This window comes from Dyadobacter sp. SRI_021, assembly GCF_057586235.1.
The window spans coordinates 36,153-55,026 of the sequence record NZ_JBYCZM010000008.1 but is presented as its reverse complement, the minus strand read 5'-3'; the positions used below and the strand labels follow the sequence as shown (position 1 = coordinate 55,026).

At 52.8% G+C, this 18,874-nt stretch carries 14 protein-coding genes; 2 read left to right on the top strand and 12 right to left on the bottom strand.

Annotated elements, in window-relative coordinates; all coding sequences use genetic code 11:
• Position 1: 1 nt before the first annotated feature.
• From AC2YIT_RS23340 to AC2YIT_RS23285, 12 genes are all read right to left on the bottom strand, one after another.
• The gene (locus AC2YIT_RS23340) at positions 2–1,165 is read right to left on the bottom strand and encodes an ABC transporter permease (protein WP_487280760.1); all 1,164 of its coding nucleotides are present in this window, start codon (positions 1,163–1,165) and stop codon (positions 2–4) included.
• Positions 1,131–1,799: an ABC transporter ATP-binding protein gene (locus tag AC2YIT_RS23335; RefSeq protein WP_487280759.1), complete on the bottom strand. Its 669-nt coding sequence runs from the start codon at positions 1,797–1,799 to the stop codon at positions 1,131–1,133. The genes AC2YIT_RS23340 and AC2YIT_RS23335 overlap by 35 nt, the downstream gene beginning before the upstream one ends.
• 119 nt (positions 1,800–1,918) lie before the next feature.
• A complete protein-coding gene (locus AC2YIT_RS23330) occupies positions 1,919–3,511 on the bottom strand; it encodes an amidohydrolase (protein WP_487280880.1) in 1,593 nt (530 codons plus the stop codon).
• Positions 3,512–3,604: 93 nt separating this feature from the next.
• The gene (locus AC2YIT_RS23325; RefSeq protein ID WP_487280758.1) at positions 3,605–5,266 is read right to left on the bottom strand and encodes an amidohydrolase; all 1,662 of its coding nucleotides are present in this window, start codon (positions 5,264–5,266) and stop codon (positions 3,605–3,607) included.
• A gap of 85 nt (positions 5,267–5,351) precedes the next feature.
• Positions 5,352–6,830, bottom strand: a complete 1,479-nt coding sequence (locus AC2YIT_RS23320) for a RagB/SusD family nutrient uptake outer membrane protein (protein WP_487280757.1) — start codon at positions 6,828–6,830, stop codon at positions 5,352–5,354.
• Between the two features lie 2 nt (positions 6,831–6,832).
• Positions 6,833–10,360, bottom strand: a complete 3,528-nt coding sequence (locus tag AC2YIT_RS23315) for a SusC/RagA family TonB-linked outer membrane protein (RefSeq protein WP_430843590.1) — start codon at positions 10,358–10,360, stop codon at positions 6,833–6,835.
• A gap of 172 nt (positions 10,361–10,532) precedes the next feature.
• Positions 10,533–11,489, bottom strand: a complete 957-nt coding sequence (locus AC2YIT_RS23310; RefSeq protein WP_487280756.1) for a FecR family protein — start codon at positions 11,487–11,489, stop codon at positions 10,533–10,535.
• Positions 11,490–11,781: 292 nt separating this feature from the next.
• On the bottom strand, positions 11,782–12,372 hold the full coding sequence (locus AC2YIT_RS23305) for an RNA polymerase sigma factor (protein ID WP_487280755.1): 591 nt from the start codon (positions 12,370–12,372) through the stop codon (positions 11,782–11,784).
• A 346-nt stretch (positions 12,373–12,718) separates the two neighbouring features.
• Positions 12,719–13,417, bottom strand: a complete 699-nt coding sequence (locus AC2YIT_RS23300; protein WP_487280754.1) for a DUF4097 family beta strand repeat-containing protein — start codon at positions 13,415–13,417, stop codon at positions 12,719–12,721.
• A 23-nt stretch (positions 13,418–13,440) separates the two neighbouring features.
• Positions 13,441–14,229, bottom strand: coding sequence for a DUF4097 family beta strand repeat-containing protein (locus tag AC2YIT_RS23295; protein WP_430843586.1), 789 nt, complete (start codon positions 14,227–14,229; stop codon positions 13,441–13,443).
• A 138-nt stretch (positions 14,230–14,367) separates the two neighbouring features.
• On the bottom strand, positions 14,368–15,141 hold the full coding sequence (locus AC2YIT_RS23290) for a HEAT repeat domain-containing protein (protein WP_487280753.1): 774 nt from the start codon (positions 15,139–15,141) through the stop codon (positions 14,368–14,370).
• Positions 15,125–15,643, bottom strand: coding sequence for an RNA polymerase sigma factor (locus AC2YIT_RS23285; protein WP_309990810.1), 519 nt, complete (start codon positions 15,641–15,643; stop codon positions 15,125–15,127). The genes AC2YIT_RS23290 and AC2YIT_RS23285 overlap by 17 nt, the downstream gene beginning before the upstream one ends.
• A gap of 193 nt (positions 15,644–15,836) precedes the next feature.
• Between AC2YIT_RS23285 and AC2YIT_RS23280 the strand changes: the two genes are divergently transcribed.
• On the top strand, positions 15,837–16,181 hold the full coding sequence (locus AC2YIT_RS23280) for a PadR family transcriptional regulator (RefSeq protein ID WP_487280752.1): 345 nt from the start codon (positions 15,837–15,839) through the stop codon (positions 16,179–16,181).
• A 1-nt stretch (position 16,182) separates the two neighbouring features.
• Positions 16,183–18,816 (top strand): ABC transporter permease, encoded by a 2,634-nt coding sequence (locus tag AC2YIT_RS23275; RefSeq protein WP_487280751.1) that lies wholly within the window; start codon positions 16,183–16,185, stop codon positions 18,814–18,816.
• Positions 18,817–18,874 lie beyond the last annotated feature (58 nt).

The following is an 18,874-nucleotide window of genomic DNA, read 5'->3' as shown; positions in this document are numbered from 1 at the left end:
TTTAAATTTTCGACATGGTTTCAGAAATATCGGTCCGGTAGGCTTGGATGGCCGGCAACAATGCAGCCACCAACCCAATGAGCAGGCCCATAGCAAACAGCCAGCCTTCTTCCGGCAAGAACGTGAGGCCATCCATCCGCGCCTGCGGCGACCCTTGCCAATAGCCAATCGCATGCAATGCACCGTGGCCCAGTAATATCCCTACAAGCGAGCCAAGGGTCGTCAGCAGCGTCCCTTCCAGTATAATCATGGTAAAAATCACCTCTCGCGACGCGCCCATGACCCGCATGACTGCCAGATCATACACGCGCTCGCGCAGGGAGTTGTATAGGCTCACAAAAACGCTCACACCCGCCAGCAGCATCAATGCCACGGCGAACCAGCGTACCGCATCCACACCCACGCCAATCAATGCAAACAGCCGCGCACTTTCCTTGGCCGGAGAGGCTGCCTGCATGGCCGTTGAACGGTTGATCGTCGCCGGTAATGTCACCATCGCCATCCTTGACCGGTATTGCAGAAGCATCGACGTGATTTCGCGTGTTCCGTCCTTACCGTGCATTTCCCAGATGCTTTCGAGACTGGTAAGCACCAGATTGTCCGCTACATTTCCTCTCTTTTTCAATACCCCGGTAATCACGTAAGAATGATCGTCGTGCAGATCCTCCTCCGATGTCAACCCGTGCGAACCGTAAATGCGGTCGCCGGCTTTCAGTCCCTGTGCATGCGCTACATCCGCTCCGATTACAATTTCAAATGGTTTCGCCCAGAAACGCCCCGCTGCCAGTTGCAGTCCATAGAGGCTCACATAGCCCGTATCAGTCCCGACAATGCGAAAACCCGCGTAGTTATCGCCCAATGCAAGTGGTACTGCCTTTTTCACCATCGGATGCACGGCCAACGAATGCGCGTTTTCCTCGCTGATATTGCCGGTGGGAAAATCAATAAAATAAATACTGCTCAGTATCAGCTGTAACGGACTGCCCTTCGCCCCTGCTACGAGATCCACGCCCCGGGCATTATTACGCAGCCGCTCTCCTACCTGGTTCATTCCCAGCAAGAGCATCGCCAGCATACCCGTACCAAATGCGATCAGCAGCAGATTCAACGCGAGCGTCAGCGGGTTGGCTTTAAGATTTTTCCAACTGATCTGAAATGCGTTCATGGCGGAGTTCAAATACAAAATCCTTGAAAAAAGACTCTTTCACCCGATCGTCGTGCGTGGAAATAATGAGCGTGGAGCCTTGCGATGTGGCCAGATCCGACAGCAGGCGGACCACGGCGTCGGCGTTCCGGTTGTCGAGGCTACTCGTGGGTTCATCCGCCAACAGCAATGCCGGCCGGTTCACGAGCGCCCTCGCAATGCCTGCGCGCTGCGCCTGCCCCTGGCTAAGCTCCTGCGGATAGGCATGTCGCTTGTGCTCCATTTCCAATGCATGGAGCACCTCCCTGATCCTGAAAACGTCTCTTCCGATTCCCGCAAAACTTTGGGCGAGAAGCAAATTCTCCTCCACCGTCATGCTGCGGATCAAATGCGGCTGCTGGAAAACGATGCCGATATGTTGCCCGCGGAAGCGGTCGAGGGCACGTGCGGGAAGGGTATACAAATCAGCTCCATTCACTACTACTCGCCCCGATGAAGGTCGTAACAATCCGCCGAGCATATGCAACAGCGTTGTTTTCCCGCTGCCCGATTCTCCGAGTAGCAGCCATTGCTCACCACGTCCGACTTTCCAGTCGGGGAAGTGTAGCGAAGTGCCATTGGGAAAGGTTTTCGTCAAAAGGGATGTTCGCAGCATGGGTAAGTTTAGTCAGGTGTGGTCAGGGTTTGTCAGGTGTGGTCATTTATTGTCTCGCGCTGTCTGCTCCGGGAAATTCTAAGGAGGCCAGGGAATTACAACACCTGACAACACCTGACCTACTTCCCAGCCCCCGCGCTCTCCCGTACGGTGGGATATTTAATCCCCAGTTGTTCAAGATACGTCGGGTACTTCGCCGGATCATAATAGTACTTCTTCATTTCCGGACGGAATTCGGACATAATCTTTTCGTTCAGGTGGATCGCCGGTTTGTCGGTGTCGGAAATGAGGGCTTTGTATTTGACGTCTTTGGTCTGGACATTATTGAAATAATCCCAGGCATAGCGCAGCACTTCGGGTTTCACGAGCAGATCCAGCAAGGTCATGGCCTCCACTTTGGCACCGGCGGTAACTCCCTTGTGTGCAATGGGCGTCGCCATGGCAATCGAATTCGCCCAGTGGTGGCCCGGCAGGCCGGGGATATTGGCTGGATAGCGCAATACCACCGTCGGCAGGTTCCAGGAAATGTCGGCGATGTCGTCTGAGCCGCCGCCGCCGCTGTTAGGCGTCGCCGATGGCTTGGAAAGCTGGCTCAATGTGGTCGCCAGCCCATTGGTTTCGAGCGCGCCGCCTTCCGGGTTTTGCATTTCCTTCTGGGCCGCCCTCGCGAGTATCTGGTCATCTTCCGACCATTTCGGCAAGCCCACGCGCTTGATGTTCTCATACATCGTTTCGGCAATGGCCTGGTTGAAATGCCCCGGCCAGGCGCTGCCCAGTACCTCGTAGGTCATTTTGGTCTCGGTCATTTGCGCCGCGCCCTCCGCAATCCGGATCCCATCCTTAAACATCTGCGTGATCTTCGGGTAAGTGCGTTCGCGGAAATAATACCATACCGACGCTTTGGAGGGCACCACATTCGGCTGGTCGCCGCCGTCCTTGATCACGTAATGTGACCGCTGGGTGGTTTCCATATGCTCGCGGTGGAAATTCCAACCGATATTCATCAGTTCCACGGCATCGAGCGCGCTCTTTCCGCGCCAGGGCGCCGCGCCCGCGTGAGAAGCCTGGCCTTCGAAGTTGAACTGCACCGATACCATTCCGTTATTGCCGCCGTCGCCATACGAAACCGAGAGATTATTGGCTACGTGTGTGAAAATGCAGGCATCCACGCCCTTGAAAAAACCATCGCGGACGTAATAGGCCTTGGTTCCCAGCTGCTCCTCGGCCACGCCCGGCCAGAGCATAATCGTACCGGGTATCTTCTCCCGTTCCATGATTTTTTTCAATGCCAGCACAGCGGTAATATTCAGCGGCTGGCCCGAGTTGTGCCCCTCGCCGTGGCCCGGCGCACCTTCGATGATCGGGTCGTGGTAAGCGACACCGGGCTTCTGGGAAGCTTTGGGAATACAATCAATATCGCTACCGACAGCAATAAGCGGCTTTCCGGAGCCCCATTTGGCCGTCCAGGCGGTTGGGATACCGGCGATGCCCTGCTCGATGGTAAAGCCATTTTTCTTCAAAATATCCGTCAGGTATCTCGAAGTCTCGATCTCCTGAAAGCCCAGCTCGCCGAAGCTGAACACCATGTCCACCATTTCCTGCGTGAACTTCGCCTGGCTGTCGATCTCTTTGGCCATTTCTGTTTTCAGCGCGTCGATTTTGGCGGGGCTCATTTTCACTTGCGCCGTTGTTTTCAACGGCAAAGCCAGCATCGTACCTGCCGCACAGCCTATTCCCCAATGCCGCATTCTCCGGAACAAACCATTTGTTTTTAAAAGCATCTTTAAAACCGTTTAAATATTGACCTATTTACCTGAACCTGAACTCTTTTCCTCGCCTGGCGCCACAGCGCGGACAGTAGGATACTTAATACCCAACTGTTCGAGGTAGGTCGGATATTTGGCAGGATCGTAATAATACTTCTTCATTTCCGGCCGGAACTCCTCCATGATCTTCTTATTCAGATGAACAGCCGGCTTGTCGGTTTTGGAAATCAGGGCCGTGTACTTGGTGTCCTTGGTTTGTACCTCATTGAAATACTTCCATGCATTGGTCAGGATTTCAGGCTTTACAAAAAGGTCGAGCAATGTCATAGCCTCGGCTTTGGCGCCTGCGGTAACCCCCTTGTGCGCGATGGGTGTGGCCATGGCAATAGCATTGGCCCAGTGATGACCGGGTAATCCCGGAATGTTGGCCGGATACCCGAGGACAATTGTCGGCAAATTCCAGGAAATATCGGCGATATCATCCGATCCTCCCCCGCCCGACGACGCTGTTGCCATCGGTTTTCTCAACTGGCTGAGCGAAGTACTCAAACCATCGTTCGCCCGCTCGCCGCCGAAACCGACAGCAGGACTTCCCACTTCTTTTTGTAATGCACGGGCGAGTTTCTGGTCCTCTTCGCTCCATTGCGGCAAGCCTACGCTTTTGATATTCTCATACATCGCCTCGGCAATGGGCTGGTTCATATGCCCCGGCCATGCGCTTCCGAGCACTTCGTAGGTCATTTTGGTTTCGGTCATTTTCGCCGCCGCCTCGGCAATGCGGATACCGTCCTTGTACATCTGCGTGATTTTCGGATAGCTCCGCTCGCGGAAATAGTACCATACCGATGCCTTGGAAGGCACCACATTGGGTTGGTCGCCGCCGTCGGTGATCACATAGTGCGATCGCTGGGTGGTTTCCATGTGTTCGCGGTGGTAGTTCCAGCCGATATTCATGAGTTCCACGGCATCCAATGCGCTTTTCCCGCGCCAGGGTGCGCCGCCTGCGTGTGAGGCCTGCCCTTCGAAATCGAAGCGGACCGAGATCATGCCATTGCCGCCGCCATCGCCATATGAGGTGCCCAAGTTGCTGCTCACGTGCGTGAAAATGCATGCATCGACATCTTTGAAATAACCGTCACGGACAAAATACGCCTTGGTAGCCAACTGTTCCTCGGCCACGCCCGGCCAGAGCATAATGGTACCGGGGATTTTCTCACGTTCCATGATCTTTTGCAATGCCAATACAGCTGTCACGTTCAGCGGCTGACCGGAGTTATGCCCCTCGCCATGGCCGGGTGCTCCTTCAATGATCGGGTCGTGATAGGCCACGCCGGGTTTCTGTGACGCCTTGGGGATACAATCGATATCGCTGCCGACAGCGATCACCGGTTTCCCCGATCCCCATTTGGCCGTCCAGGCAGTCGGAATACCCGAAATGCCCTGCTCGATTGTAAATCCATTCTTTTGAAGAATATCCGTCAGGTATTTAGAAGTTTCCACCTCCTGAAAACCCAGCTCGCCGAAGCTGAAAATCATGTCCACCATCTCCTGGGTGAACTTTTTCCGGCCGTCGATGTCTTTGGCGAGTTCAGTTTTGAGCGCGTCGATTTTGGCGGCGGTAAGTTTTGCCTGAGCGCTCGCGAGCCCGGGTAGCAAGGTAAAAGCTGCTACCGAATTGAGTATGTACTTGAGTGTTTTCATGGGATCTTCGGTTTAGGTACCGTGCTTCGACTGCGCTCAGCATGACTTAAAGCATTGTCGTCCTGAGCGGAGTCGAAGGACAGCACTAGATTAGTTTATTCGTTGATAATTCCGCATTCGGGATCGGGAAAATGTACTCGGGCTGGGAAGGAGCAATGGACGGTGCCGAAAGTCCGCCGCTGCCTTTGGCCGGGATCGTAAGCAGGTTGCGCAGCAGGTCATTGGAACGCAGGCCTTCTCCGAGAAACTCGATACGGCGTTCGAGCCATATCGTTTTCACCAACGCATCGGCCGTGGCAATGTCGGCAGCAGGAAATGCGTAGGCAGCATCCGAGCGCGTACGGACTGCTTTCAGCAACTCCACCGACTTGGCGAAGTCGCCGGTTTTGGCAAGCGCCTCGGCGTAATTCAGCAATACTTCCGAATAGCGGAGCAAGGGCACGTAATCGATCGTCGGGTTGGTCTGATTGTATTTTTTCAAATAGGTCAATCCACCTGCAACACGTGTGAATGCGGTTTTCCGGACATCGGTATTTGGCCAGGTTGGTTCGCCCAGGATGCCGGTCGGATTCAGGTTGTATTCCAAATTGAGATTGTACTCGTAGGCCAGCGAATTCTGGCCACTCACGAGGTTCAGAGCCGTCATAGGCATTGAGAAAATCGATTCCGTAGTCGTGTAATCCGTAAAAAACACCGTGGTAATGTTCGATTGCAGCTGGTGTTTCACGCCCGAAGGAGCCACGAATGGCGCTGCATCTGACACGATTTTCTTCGCTTCGGTGATTGTTTTGGCATAATCACCCATGGTCAGATACACCCTTGTTTTCAAGGCAATGGCCGTGTTTTTATGGGCGCGGGTGGTATTCAACAGGGCCGTTGAGTAGCTGGCAGGCAACCCCGCTTCCGCCTCTTCCAGGTCTTTCAGGATTTGTGCATACACTTCGGCTACCGTGCTCCGCGCCAGGTCGTTATTGGCAGGGGTACTCTCGCCTTTCAGCCGCAAAGGAATCCCCGGCGAGGCGCCTTTGTCTTTCACATACGGCTGTGCATAGCGGGTGATCAATCCAAAATAGCAGAATGCCCGCACAAACCTGGCCTCGGCGAGGTACTGGGTGGCAGTAGCAGCGTCCACCACATCGGGGTGCAGCGGCAAGCCATCGATCAGCAGGTTGGCCGAGTTAATGGCCGTGTAGGAAGTGCCCCAAGCGGAAGAAGCGTCGTTCGAACCGGAGGTAACGGTGTGGCTCCACGCGTCGTAGCCGGTAAACACGTTCTGGGTTCGGTTGATAAACTCCTCGCCGCGGATATCCGCCAGCATGAGATAGCGCCCGCCATACAAGCTGCCGTTTTTCATCGCACCATACAAGCCATTCACCTGCCCCAGCACACGGGCCGGCGTATCGAAAATGTAAGCATCCTGCAAAGCAATGTTAGGCACCGGGTTCAGCAGTTCCTTTTCATCACACGAGGTCATGAGCGGTGTCAGCGGCAATGCCATGCAGGCCACCCGGAACACCAGGTTATTCACAGGCAACATAGGAGTGTTTTTAAATATCTTTTTCATAATCAGAAACCGAGGTTTAAACCAAATGTGAATGTGCGGCCTTGCGGAATGGAATTCTTCTCCACACCAGGGGTCGTGTTGGAATTACCATTGACCGAAATCTCGGGATCGGTACCGGTGTATTTCGTGAGAATGAATGCATTGAAAACCTGTGCATACAACCGCACCGAACTCAACCCCAGCTTGCTCAGAACCGGCCCCGGCACGCGGTACCCTAGCGAAACCGACTGCAACCGCAGGAAATCGCCCTTTTCAGCATTCTCAGAGATGGGCCACGACGAGCCGTTCGAAAGCAGATCGCCATATACGACGCGCGGTATCTTGGTTACCTGCCCCGGTGTAGTCCACCGGTCGAGCACCTCCGTGGTGTTGTTCCAGAAGCGCTGGTCGCGCCAGGTAGCCTTGGTACCGTTCATCACCAGGTTGCCCCCCGAATACGTGAAATTCACGCCCAGGTCCCATTGCCCATATTTGACATTATTGATAAAACCGCCGTAATACGTCGGCAGCGCATTGCCGAGCAGGTAGTAGTCGTCCACCGCGATTGCAGGAGCGGGAGTGCCGTCCAGATAAGTCCAGCGGCTGCCTCCCGCAGGTACCACGTGGCTGTACTGCACACGTTCGCCCGCTTTGTTGATGAAGATGCGCTGGCCGTTTTCGGGGTTCACCCCATCCGTTTTCGCCCCATACAAGCTGCCTACCGAATAGCCGACGCGCGTGATATTGGTCGCCTCCGCGGCCGTGGAAGTGGTTCCCACCAGTTCGGTTCCCTGCCCGTACAGCTCGGTGACCTTGTTTTTATTATGGGTAAAATTGAGACTCGCATTCCAGCTCAGCTTGCCTTTACGGATAAGGTTGGCATTCACGCCCAGCTCGATACCATGATTGTACATCGCACCAATATTCATGAATATGGCATCGCCCGGAATACCTTTGGAAGGCGACTGCGGCACATTGAGGATCAACCCGTTGACGCTGTTGGCGTAGTAAGTAGCTTCGAGGGTAATGCGGTCGTTCAGGAAGCTCACGTCGGCTCCCACGTTGGTCTGGTTGCTCGTCTCCCAGCCCAGATCGGGGTTACCACCCTGACTGAAATTCCAGGTAGGTACGGCGGCATACAGGTTTGATTCATACAATGCGAGCGAGCCGTACGCGCTTACGCCCGAGTTACCCACGCGCCCCCAGCTTGCGCGGAGTTTCACGCTGCTCATGATGTCGGCCAGCTTGGAATGTTTGTAAAAATCCTCCTCCGAAATGCTCCATCCGGCCGATACGCCGCCGAAATTTCCGTATTTCTTACCGCTTCCGAGCGCAGAATTGCCGTCGCGGCGGTAATTGAGGGTGAAGAAGTATTTCTTGCTAAAATCATAGGTAAACCGGGAGAACACCGAAACCAATGCACTCTCCGTCAGCACGTTCGCAGCCGGCGAGATTTGCCCGTAGCTGCCCTGGAACTCGTCGAAGAACGGATCTGAAAGCTGGGTCCGGGTCGCCCCCCAACTCGATGTTCCGAATTTCTGCACATCATAACCGGCCAGCAGGGAAATGTTGTGATTAGTGGCAATGGTGGTCTGGTAGTTTAATGTATTGGTCCAGTTCCAGTTGCTGATCAACCTGCTGCTATTGGTAGCGCTGCCGTTGGACGAGTTTCCCGGGCCGTGCACGGGGCTGTTGAAGCTCACATTCTCGACTTTCAAGCGATCCATCGCATAGCTCATTTTATACTGCAAGCCTTTGAAAATCTTGACGGTAGTCCCAAAATTGGCAATAATGCGATCGTTTTCAGAGGTATATTTATTCAAATCCAGCAAAGGAACCGGGTTGTAAAAGTTGCTCGCTACCTTGTTATTTCCCATACCCAGCGTATTGGACGAACTGAGGTTGTAAGAGCCATCGGGATTCACGGCGTACACGTTCGGCGCCGAAAGCCAGGCGAGGCGGGCAGATCCCACCAATCCAAACGCATTACCGCTCAGCGACCCGGTATTGGGCGAGGCATTCAGGCTGGTATTGTAGTTGATATTCCCTGAAAACGATAACCAGGAGTTCAGCTTGTGATCGATATTGAAGCGGGCCGCTTTCCGCGTAAACTGGTTGGTTTTCAGAATACCTTTCTGGTTGCTGTAATTCGTGGAAAAGTAATATTTCGTCGATTCCGAACCGCCGGAAACACTGATGCTGTGGTTTTGCGAAACGCCGGTCTGATATACTTTGTCGTACCAATTGGTATTCACGATGGAGCCGTCCTCCTGAATGATCGGAAAGAACAGCGCCGACGCCACGGCATCGTTATTCGCATTGCCGCCGAGGATTTTGGCATTCATCACGCCTTCATTTTTAATATCCATAAACTGCTGCGCATTCAGCATCGTGGGCAAGCGGGTCGCTTTGGTCATACCTGTCCAGCCTTCGTAAGTCACTTTTGCCTTGCCGGTTTTACCGCTTTTGGTCGTGATCAGGAGCACGCCCGCCGCCGCACGCGACCCGTAAATGGATGTCGAGGCGGCATCTTTCAGCACGTCAATCGACTCGATGTCCGCAGGATTAATATCACCCAGCGGGTTGTTAGCCACGGTAGAGTTGGCCGAAACGTCGCCGGTATTAATAGGGATACCATCCACCACGACCAGCGGAAAAGAGCTAAGCGAAATGGAGTTGATCCCGCGGATACGGATTACCGGCGGGTTATTCAGCACGCCGTTCGGCTGGCCGATGCTCACACCGGTAGCCCGGCCGGCCAGCCCCTGGTCGAAACTTTGCACCGGCATATCCTTCAATTTATCCCCGGAAACCCGCGCCGCGGATCCTGTAAATTCCTCCTTCGATTGCGTGCCGTACCCCACGACCATCAGTTCATTCAACTGCTTTGTGCTGCTCGCCAGCTTGATATCGATCGCCGACTGCCCTCCTACGGCCACTTCCTGTGCCACGTACCCCACGTACGAGAACACAAGCACCGGCGCGCCGGAGTCCGACACCTTGATGAGGTACTTGCCGTTCATGTCGGTAATCGTGCCCGTGGAAGTGCCTTTCACAAGCACCGCCACCCCCGGTAATGCCTCGCCATTGTCGTTGTCGGTCACCACGCCTGCTATCTCGCGATCGGCAGGGCGAACGAGCGACGCCAGCAGGATTTCCGTTTTCTGAATCTGGCCGGTTGTCTTCGCTTCTTTTTCCACAATCACCACCGTGCCTCTTTGCTCCCGATAATCGAGGCGTGTCGGGCCGAGCAGTTCGTCGAGCACCTCGTCCACCGGCTTGTGGCTCACCGCAATATTGACGCGGTACGGTGCCACGAGCTCTTCATTGTACACAAATTTGAAACCGGTTTTTTTCTTGATCAGATTGAACGCCTCTTTAAGGCTCCGGTCGCGGAGCGTAAGGTCGATCGTCACTTCCTGAAGACTCTGCCTGGCATCCACTCCCGCCCCGACGGAGGGAAATCCTATCAGCAGCGCGAAAAGTAAGAAGAACGTGGTCAGGCGTGTCCATTTGTGTATGGACAGTAAACTTCTGGTACAATTTTTCATACCTTTGAATGAGTTGGGGTTAATCGTAAAACATTAATTCCAGCTTCCGGATAGCAAGATCAGTCAGTGATTGGCGTTACGTTCTGATTTTCACTATCACTCGGTCCGGCAGGCTCAGGCTTGCCGGATTTTTTGCATTGAAGGGCAATCGTTCATTCCATAGGCGCGGGGTTCAAATGGGTCTTCTTTTTTTGCTGAGTGTTATCTGATTGTCTTCCAGGCGGTATTCCAGATTGTTGGCAAGCGATAGTAGATCGAGTATGTGAGGGAGGGAGTCGGTTGAGGCAAATTCGGCAGACATGTGGTATTCCCGTATCGATTCCTCTGCCTGGATCTTTACATCGAATTTATTTTCCAAAATGGCGATCACGTTGGCAAAGCTCTCATTATCGAACAGTAGCCTGCCTTCCTTCCAAGCCACCGCATTGGCGCTGTTTACATTCACTTTTTTGATCTCACGGGTCGTCACATCGTAAGACACCTGCTCATTCGGCAGCAATAGCTTCCGTTCCGGCCCGGCCGTGCCGCCCGCCCGTTCCACCTCCACTTTCCCACGAGTAACGGTAACCAATATACTTTTCAGAAAATGGTAGGACCGGATATTGAATGCTGTCCCCAAAACGCGGGTCGTGGTACCGGAAGCCGCCACAAAGAAGGGCTTCGACTCATCCCGTTTGATATCAAAGTATGCTTCGCCGTCGAGCAGCACCACCTTCCGCTGGTGTTCCGCGAAATGCCGGGGATATTTCATTTTGCTCGATTCGTTGAGCCAGACCGTCGAGCCATCCGGCAGCTTTATTTCCTTGCGCTCGCCTTTGCCAGTAGCTACTGAAATCGTATTTCCAAAGAGCTGAAAGGCATTATGTTTCCAAACAAAGAACGACAGCGTGAGTACCAGCAATACCGATGCCGCGACACGGAATGTCCGGGAAACAATTATCCATGGTCCTTCTCGCAATGGCCTGGTAATTTCCGGTTCCGGTGCGGCCTTCTCGTCAAGTTGCCTGTCAAGCGGTTCGTCGAGTTGGCCTTCGGCCAGCAAACGGAAGAAAATATCCAGTTCGTCCCTGCTCAACGCATTGGCAACGTAACGTTTGACGAGTTCTTCCAGGAATCTCTTGTCCTCCATTTTTCCGGCTATTTATAGTGAAGACGGGCGATACGGGTTCTAGGGTACCCCCTCGGTCAAAAATTTTTTGTCATTTTGGTCAGGTGCTGTCATTTGTTGCCCGTTTCGTGTAAATCTCTTGATTTGCACACACTATTCGCAGGCCTCCGGCCGGCCCATACGGCAAGGGCAACCATGCGATATCAATCGGCCAGAGGCCTGCGAATAAAGAGTCACGAAGGGAACCTTCGCACCATTTCGCCACTCATGACTAAACATGACCACACCTGACTATACATGACCATACCAACGTTCACCAAACCACCATAACGCAAATTACCAGCGAGTTGAACGACAACCCAAAGCTCTTGTGCGCGGAATATTTAATGAATTTGATGGCTTTGACCATGTGTTTTTTGATCGCATTGCGTGACACACCCAGTACTTCGGCGGCTTCGTCGTAGGAATGCTCCATTTCCCGGCAAAGGCGGAACACCTCCTGGTCGCGCGGGGAAAGCTGATGAAGTATTTTTTGCAGATAATGCTGATATTCTTCCGATTGCAATGCCTCTTCCACATCGCTGGCATGTTGCAGCGATGCTCGGATCACCTCCTCCCGCACCGATCGCTCGGTAGCCGCGTGGCGCAGGAAATCAAGGACACGGTTTTTGGAAACCGTAAAAATATAGGCTCTGAATGATTGCAGATTGGCGAGCGTCTCCCGCTTTTCCCACACTTTCAGGAAAATCTCCTGACACAAGTCTTCGGTATGCTCGGTGGATTTGACAAATTTGAAAACATAACGGCTGATTTCCCCCTTATAATGACGATACACCGCGTCGAAAGCCTTGCTGTCTCCCGAAGCGAGGTCTTTCAGCAAAACAGTTTCGTCGAACGCGTCCATCGTTGAGGTTGTCTTTTATACCGCCAAATATCGTTTCCCTAATTTAGGCACATAATCATTAAAATTTCAAGGTTTCAAAATTTGATACACCATTAATTTCGTCATTTCATCAAATAGATTAGTATAATTATGATTTTTATAAAATAGTTGAAATAATATATCGAACACAAAATGACAGCGCGAGACTAAACATGACCACACATGACAAAACCTGACCACACGGACTAAACATGACAACGCCTGACCACTCCTGACAAAACCTGACTACTCTTGACAACACCTGACCACAAAAAAAAAAGACGCCACCTGAATCCGGCGACGCCCCTTTACTGCAAAACACTCCTGATTAGTCCTTCTTGCGCAGGTACACATTATTACTGATCGATTCCAGCTTCACATCCGGCCCGCCACCCTTGAATTTCCCTTCGAGCAAATAGCCTACGATCGGGTTTTTCTCTTTTTTGTTTCCGAAATCAATATCCAGATCTGAGTACACTTCGCCCGTAACAGTTTTCACCGCTACATTAGCACCTTTGGATTTCGGCCAGCTCATATCCACGAATCCACTGATCGTTTTGGCGGCCACGGCCGCAGTAGCTCCCTGAATATCGATGTTCCCGTTGATGGTTTCGAGTTTCAGCTTGGCCTCGCGCGGCAGGGTTACCTGATAGTTGATCTCGCTGCAAACGTAATAGCGGTTCTTGCCATCGTCGCTGCTCCACGTGCTTTTCTCTCCCGGGCAATCCTCGCCTTTGCCTTCCTTTATCTTTTCCTTGTCGATGTCGGTTTTCAGGACAATTTCGTCGGCAGTAGTCATGTCGGTGACCCGAAATGCGTCATTCAGTTTGTTCTGATTGATTTTGACGGACATGTGCACCGAAACTTCCTGCTTATCCCAGTAGCGCACGCGAATACTGTCACCGAAGCGCAAATTGAGGTTTACTGTCTTGCCTGATTGGTACGGCAGGCTTTTATCGATGATTTTCTGGGCAAATGCGGACGCGCATACCACGCCCAGAATGGCTGATAACAAAATCTTTTTCATGGTAACAGATGCAGGTTTAGGTGTTATTTCTGCTTGCGGATATAAATGTTGCTGCTAATGGTGTTGAGGGTCATTTCTACGCCTCCGCCGTTGATCGCGCCGTCGACGTTGGCCATACCGCCGACTTTCGACATGCCATCTTTGGTACTTTTCACGCCGAGATCGAAATCCGTGTACATTTCGCCATTGATCGACCGCAATTTCAGGTTCGATTTTGCCGTCGCGGGCAAAGTAATGTCCACATCCCCGCTGATTGATGAAATGGCCGTCGGCTTACCTTGCGCGAGTGTCGAGAAGGTCGCCGTTACCTCGCCGCTGGTGGTATTGGCTACCACAGGCCCGGTAATATTATTGAGGATAATGTTGGTGTTGTTCGTTTTAATTTCCAGGTCGCCGTCCATATTCGAGATCGACAAGCCTGATCCTCCCTGCCAGTTGGTTTCCACGAACTTCACCGCTACCTGCCGGGGCAGTTTGATCGTGTACTTGATCGACTTGCGCGTCGCTTTCTCGATTTTCAGTCCCGAAGCGTCGGGAGTTACCGATAAGCCTATACCAGAGTTATCGACGGCCGTATAATACAACGGTTTCAGTCCTTTCGCGCGATCGGGCGGCGCCTCGAAGCCGGACGATGCCTGGATAATGACCTCGTCGCCATTATACCCTTCGATCTTCACCGTGCTGGCCGAAAGTTCGAACACGACTTTTTTATCCTTCGAATTGGCTAGTTTGGTCTTGTATTCGGGCGTTTGGGCACACGCAATGCCGAGGCTCCAAAGGAAGCCCGCACTGATTAACAGTACTTTTTTCATGGTTGTTTATTATTAGGATTTATTTGCTTGTTTGGTCCAGGGGTTGAAAACCCCTGGTTAAAATATCGCTTTTGCACAGAGGGCCAGAGGCCCGGCCCATATCCGGCCAGGGAATTTATTCCCTGGTAAAAGGCATTGTCAGACGTCAGTGTTGAGACGGTTCATGCCTTCGGTTGCTTTCAACCGTACCACGTCGAGTACCTCCTGGTTCCGCGCAAGTTGCTGAAACTGATCCACCGCCCGTTTTTCCTTGATCGCCACCAACGTTTCGATGAGCGAAATCTGGATGTTAGGGTCCGTCTGGATTGCCAGCGACTGGATCAGCGCGTCCTTTACCTCCGCTTCATCGGCAAAGTGCGTCAATGCCTGGCAGGCCGCCAGCCGTACATTCACATTCGGATCGAAATTGAGCGTGTTAATCAGCAGCTGCGTAATGTCGCGGTCGGCATCGGTGATTTCATAGCTATGGTTCACCGCCTGAATACGTTCGCTCGCCGACGTATTGTTCATTTGTTCGAATGCGAGAACTTTTTTCATTTCGGCCACTTCCGTAGCTTCCTGCCCTCCGAGAACAGCCAGCGCCCCCTTCTCCGACTTCGACTGAAACATCCAGCCTGCTCCAAAACCGACGATCAGCAACGTCAGTCCCGCCGCAATGCGGATCAGCCAGCTTCCCAGCCGCCGCATTGGCCCCTGCCTGGGCGGATCGAGCATCAGCGCCAGCTCATGATGGAAAGTCAGCGAAGGCTGCTCCTTGCGTGCATTCGCAAAATAGCCGAATTGCACCGCATGGCTCTGCAAATGCTCCGGCACCTCGCCATGCTGAAAAAACTGCTTCAAGGCACGTTCCTCTTCCAGCGACGTTTCACCGTCGTAATATTTTTCTAATAACTTTTCAATATCCAGTGCCATAATTCTCCGCTTTTAAATAATTCTCACGCAACTTCTGCCTTGCCCGCGAAAGGATCGTACGGATATTCGCATTGCTCAGCCCGGTTACCTCCTCGATCTCCTCCAAAGTATACTCCTCCACGTCGCGGAGGTGCAGTACCAGTTTCTGTTGCTCGGGCAGCTCGCCGATGAGGCGGTGCATCAGGCCAGCGCTGTCGCTGTTCTCGACTTGCCGATAAGGCGATACGTCCGCGGCCTGCATGGCTACCATATCCGTTTCGTTGCTCGTTTTCTGTTTATGATGCGATTTCAGCCGATCCAGACAGAGGTTTTTCGTCATCTGCACCGCCAGCGCCTCCACGCTCTGGTAACTTTCCAGCTGCTGCCGGTTCGTCCAAAGCCTCAGGAACACGTCCTGAATGGCATCCTCTGCCTCCTCGCGGTTGCGAAGAAACATCTGCGCCAGTCGGAACAGGCGACCCTGAACGGGAAGAATGCGTTGGTTGAAGGCTTGTAAATCCATATTCAATGGCATAGACGACCGGCTTCCGGAAACGTTACAGGATTTACGAAAAAATTTTTATTTCCGAACATTGCTGTCCGGTATCGGACAAGGGTGGCCGGGTTGAAACCCGGCGCAATAGCCTAAAAAGCCATTTTTGAGCGCTGGCAAAGTATTTGTTTTGCATTATTATAACTAATAAGCTGCGCGGGTTATGAAAAGAACTTTTCTTGGAGAATTTGAAGAAATCGTCCTGCTGGTAGTGGCTGGCTGCACCGAAGAAGCGTACGGCGTCACCATCTGGGAACGCGTCCAGGAATACACAGGCCGGTCGGTTTCGCTGAGCGCGATACATGCAACTTTATACCGTCTGGAAGAAAAAGGCTTCCTTACTTCTGAAATGGGCGGTGCCACAGCCGAGCGCGGCGGTCGGCGGAAGCGTTTTTTCAGCATTACTAATTACGGTAACCGCGCTTTGCAGGAAATCAACGAGATCCGCCGGCAGCTATGGCAAGCCATTCCGGCAGAGAAGCTGCAACCCAAACTCAGCTTTTCATGATATGGAAAAGGTCCCAAAACACTGCAGCCCACCCCGCTGGGTCGACCGGCTGCTGACGATCGTTATCGCGCCGCATTTCCTGGAAGATATCCTGGGCGACCTGCACGAGGTATATGCGCTGTACGCGAGCCAGGGAGGCGCCCGAACGGCGCGCCTGCGATACCTACTCGCCTGCCTGCGCTACATACGCCCGTATTTCATGAAACGCAAACCCCGCACCTATTCCCCCACTTATATTTTCAGTCCCGCCATGATCAGAAACTATCTCAAAATCTCGCTCCGAACATTAGGTAAAAACAAGGCTTACAGCTTCATTAACATCTCCGGACTGGCCATGGGTATGGCCGTAGCCATCCTGATAGGCCTCTGGATCTACGACGAGCTATCGTTCGACCGGTATTTCGAAAACCACGACCGCATTGCCCAGGTCTGGCAGCACCAGACATTCAACGGGCAGGTCGGCACGCAGACTTCCCTCCCCTTCCCCATCGGTGATGAAATCAGGCGCAACTACGGGGCAGATTTCAAATATGTGGTCATGGCTTCCTGGAACAGCAAGCATATTCTGGCCGTCGGCGACCGGAAATTCAATAAAAACGGAACGTATATCGAACCCGACGCACCCGAGATGCTGACCCTGCGGATGATCCACGGCACGAGGGCAGGTCTGAAAGATCCCTACTCCATCATGCTTTCCGAATCGGTCGCGAAGGCGTACTTTGGTGATACCGACCCCCTCGACAAAACAATAAAGGTCGATAACAACCTTAATGTAAAGGTTACAGGTGTGTATGAAGATTTTCCTAATAATACCACTTTCCGCGAAGTCTCGTTCCTGATGCCCTGGCAACTGATGATCATCGCCAATCCATGGCTCAAAACCATGGAAGATCCGTGGCGCCCCAATTCCTACCATACCTTCGTACAGCTGATCGACAATGCTGACATCGACCAGGCTACTGCACGCATCAAAGACATTAAAAAGAGAAATATCAATAAGGAGCAATTGAAATACAAGCCCGATGTGTTCCTGAACCCGATGAGCAAATGGCACCTTTACTCGGAGTTCAAAGAAGGTCATCGCGTGGGCGGGCGCATCGAATTCGTGTGGCTCTTCGGCACCATCGGCGTATTCGTATTGCTACTCGCCTGCATCAATTTCATGAACCTCAGTACGGCTCGTTCCGAAAAACGTGCTAAGGAGGTAGGTATCCGCAAAGCCGTCGGTTCGGTGCGCAAACAGCTCATTACGCAGTTCTTTTCCGAATCATTTCTGGTGGTCGGCTGTGCATTTGTGCTTTCGATCGTGCTGGTAATACTGTGCCTGCCGTTCTTCAACGAGGTCGCCGACAAGAAAATCGCCATGCCCTGGTCCCAGCCTGAATTCTGGCTGGCGGGCATTGGTTTCAGCATCATTACGGCCATTATTGCGGGCAGCTATCCAGCATTGTACCTGTCTTCCTTCCAGCCTGTGAAAGTGCTGAAAGGAACTTTCCGGGCGGGCCGCTTCGCAGCGGTGCCGAGGAAAGTGCTGGTAGTAGTGCAGTTCGCGGTGTCGATCATTCTCATCATCGGAACTGCCGTGGTGTTCCGGCAGATCCAGCACGCCAAAAACCGGCCGGTGGGTTACAGCCGCGACGGACTGCTCTCCATTTTCATGGCCACGGGCGACATTCACAAACATTTTGAAGCAGTTCGTCAGGAACTGAAAAGCGATGGCGCCATTGCGGAAATGGCCGAGTCGGGCAGTCCTACTACCGAAACCTGGTCATCTACGAGCGGTTTTGAATGGAAAGGCAAGGACCCCGAGCAATCGGTTGATTTCTCATTCGACGAGGTTTCGCATGACTACGGCAAAACCGTCGGCTGGCAATTTGTGCAAGGCCGGGATTTCTCGCGCGAGTTTGCGACGGACTCGGTAGCGCTGGTCGTGAACGAAACAGCCGTGAAATTCATGGGCCTGCAACACCCCGTGGACGAGCCGATGACCTGGTTCAAAAAACCGTATAAAATCATCGGGGTGATCAGGGACATCGTCGTGAACTCGCCCTATGCTCCCGCCAGACCCCAATTTTTCTGCCTTTCGTCTGGCCAGGGTAATGTGATTAATATCCGGCTCAATCCTGCGATAGGCTCATCTGCTTCGCTCGAAAAAATCAAATCCGTTTTTGAGAAATACGATCCGGGCTCCCCTTTCGAATATGAATTCAACGACGTTGCATACGCCCGGAAATTCTTTGATGAGGTCCGCATCGGCAAGCTGACGACCTTCTTTTCTATACTGGCTGTACTGATCAGCTGTCTGGGGCTGTTTGGAGTAGCTTCATTCATCGCCGAACAGCGGACCAAGGAAATCGGCGTGCGGAAAGTGTTGGGCGCGACAGTGATCAATGTCTGGGGCTTGCTTTCCCGCGATTTTGTCATGCTGGTATGCATCGCGTTCCTGATTGCCACACCCGGCGCATACTATTTCCTGAATGGGTGGTTGCAAAAATACGAATACCACACAACGATCTCATGGTGGATATTCGCACTTACCGGCCTCGGCACGCTGCTGATTACCTTGCTGACAGTAAGCTTCCAGGCCATCAAAGCGGCCATGATGAACCCTATCCGCAGTCTGCGGTCTGAATAATGCGTAGTTAGCCATGATATGATTTCAAAAAACCGGGTTTCTGGCGCTCGTCGCAGTC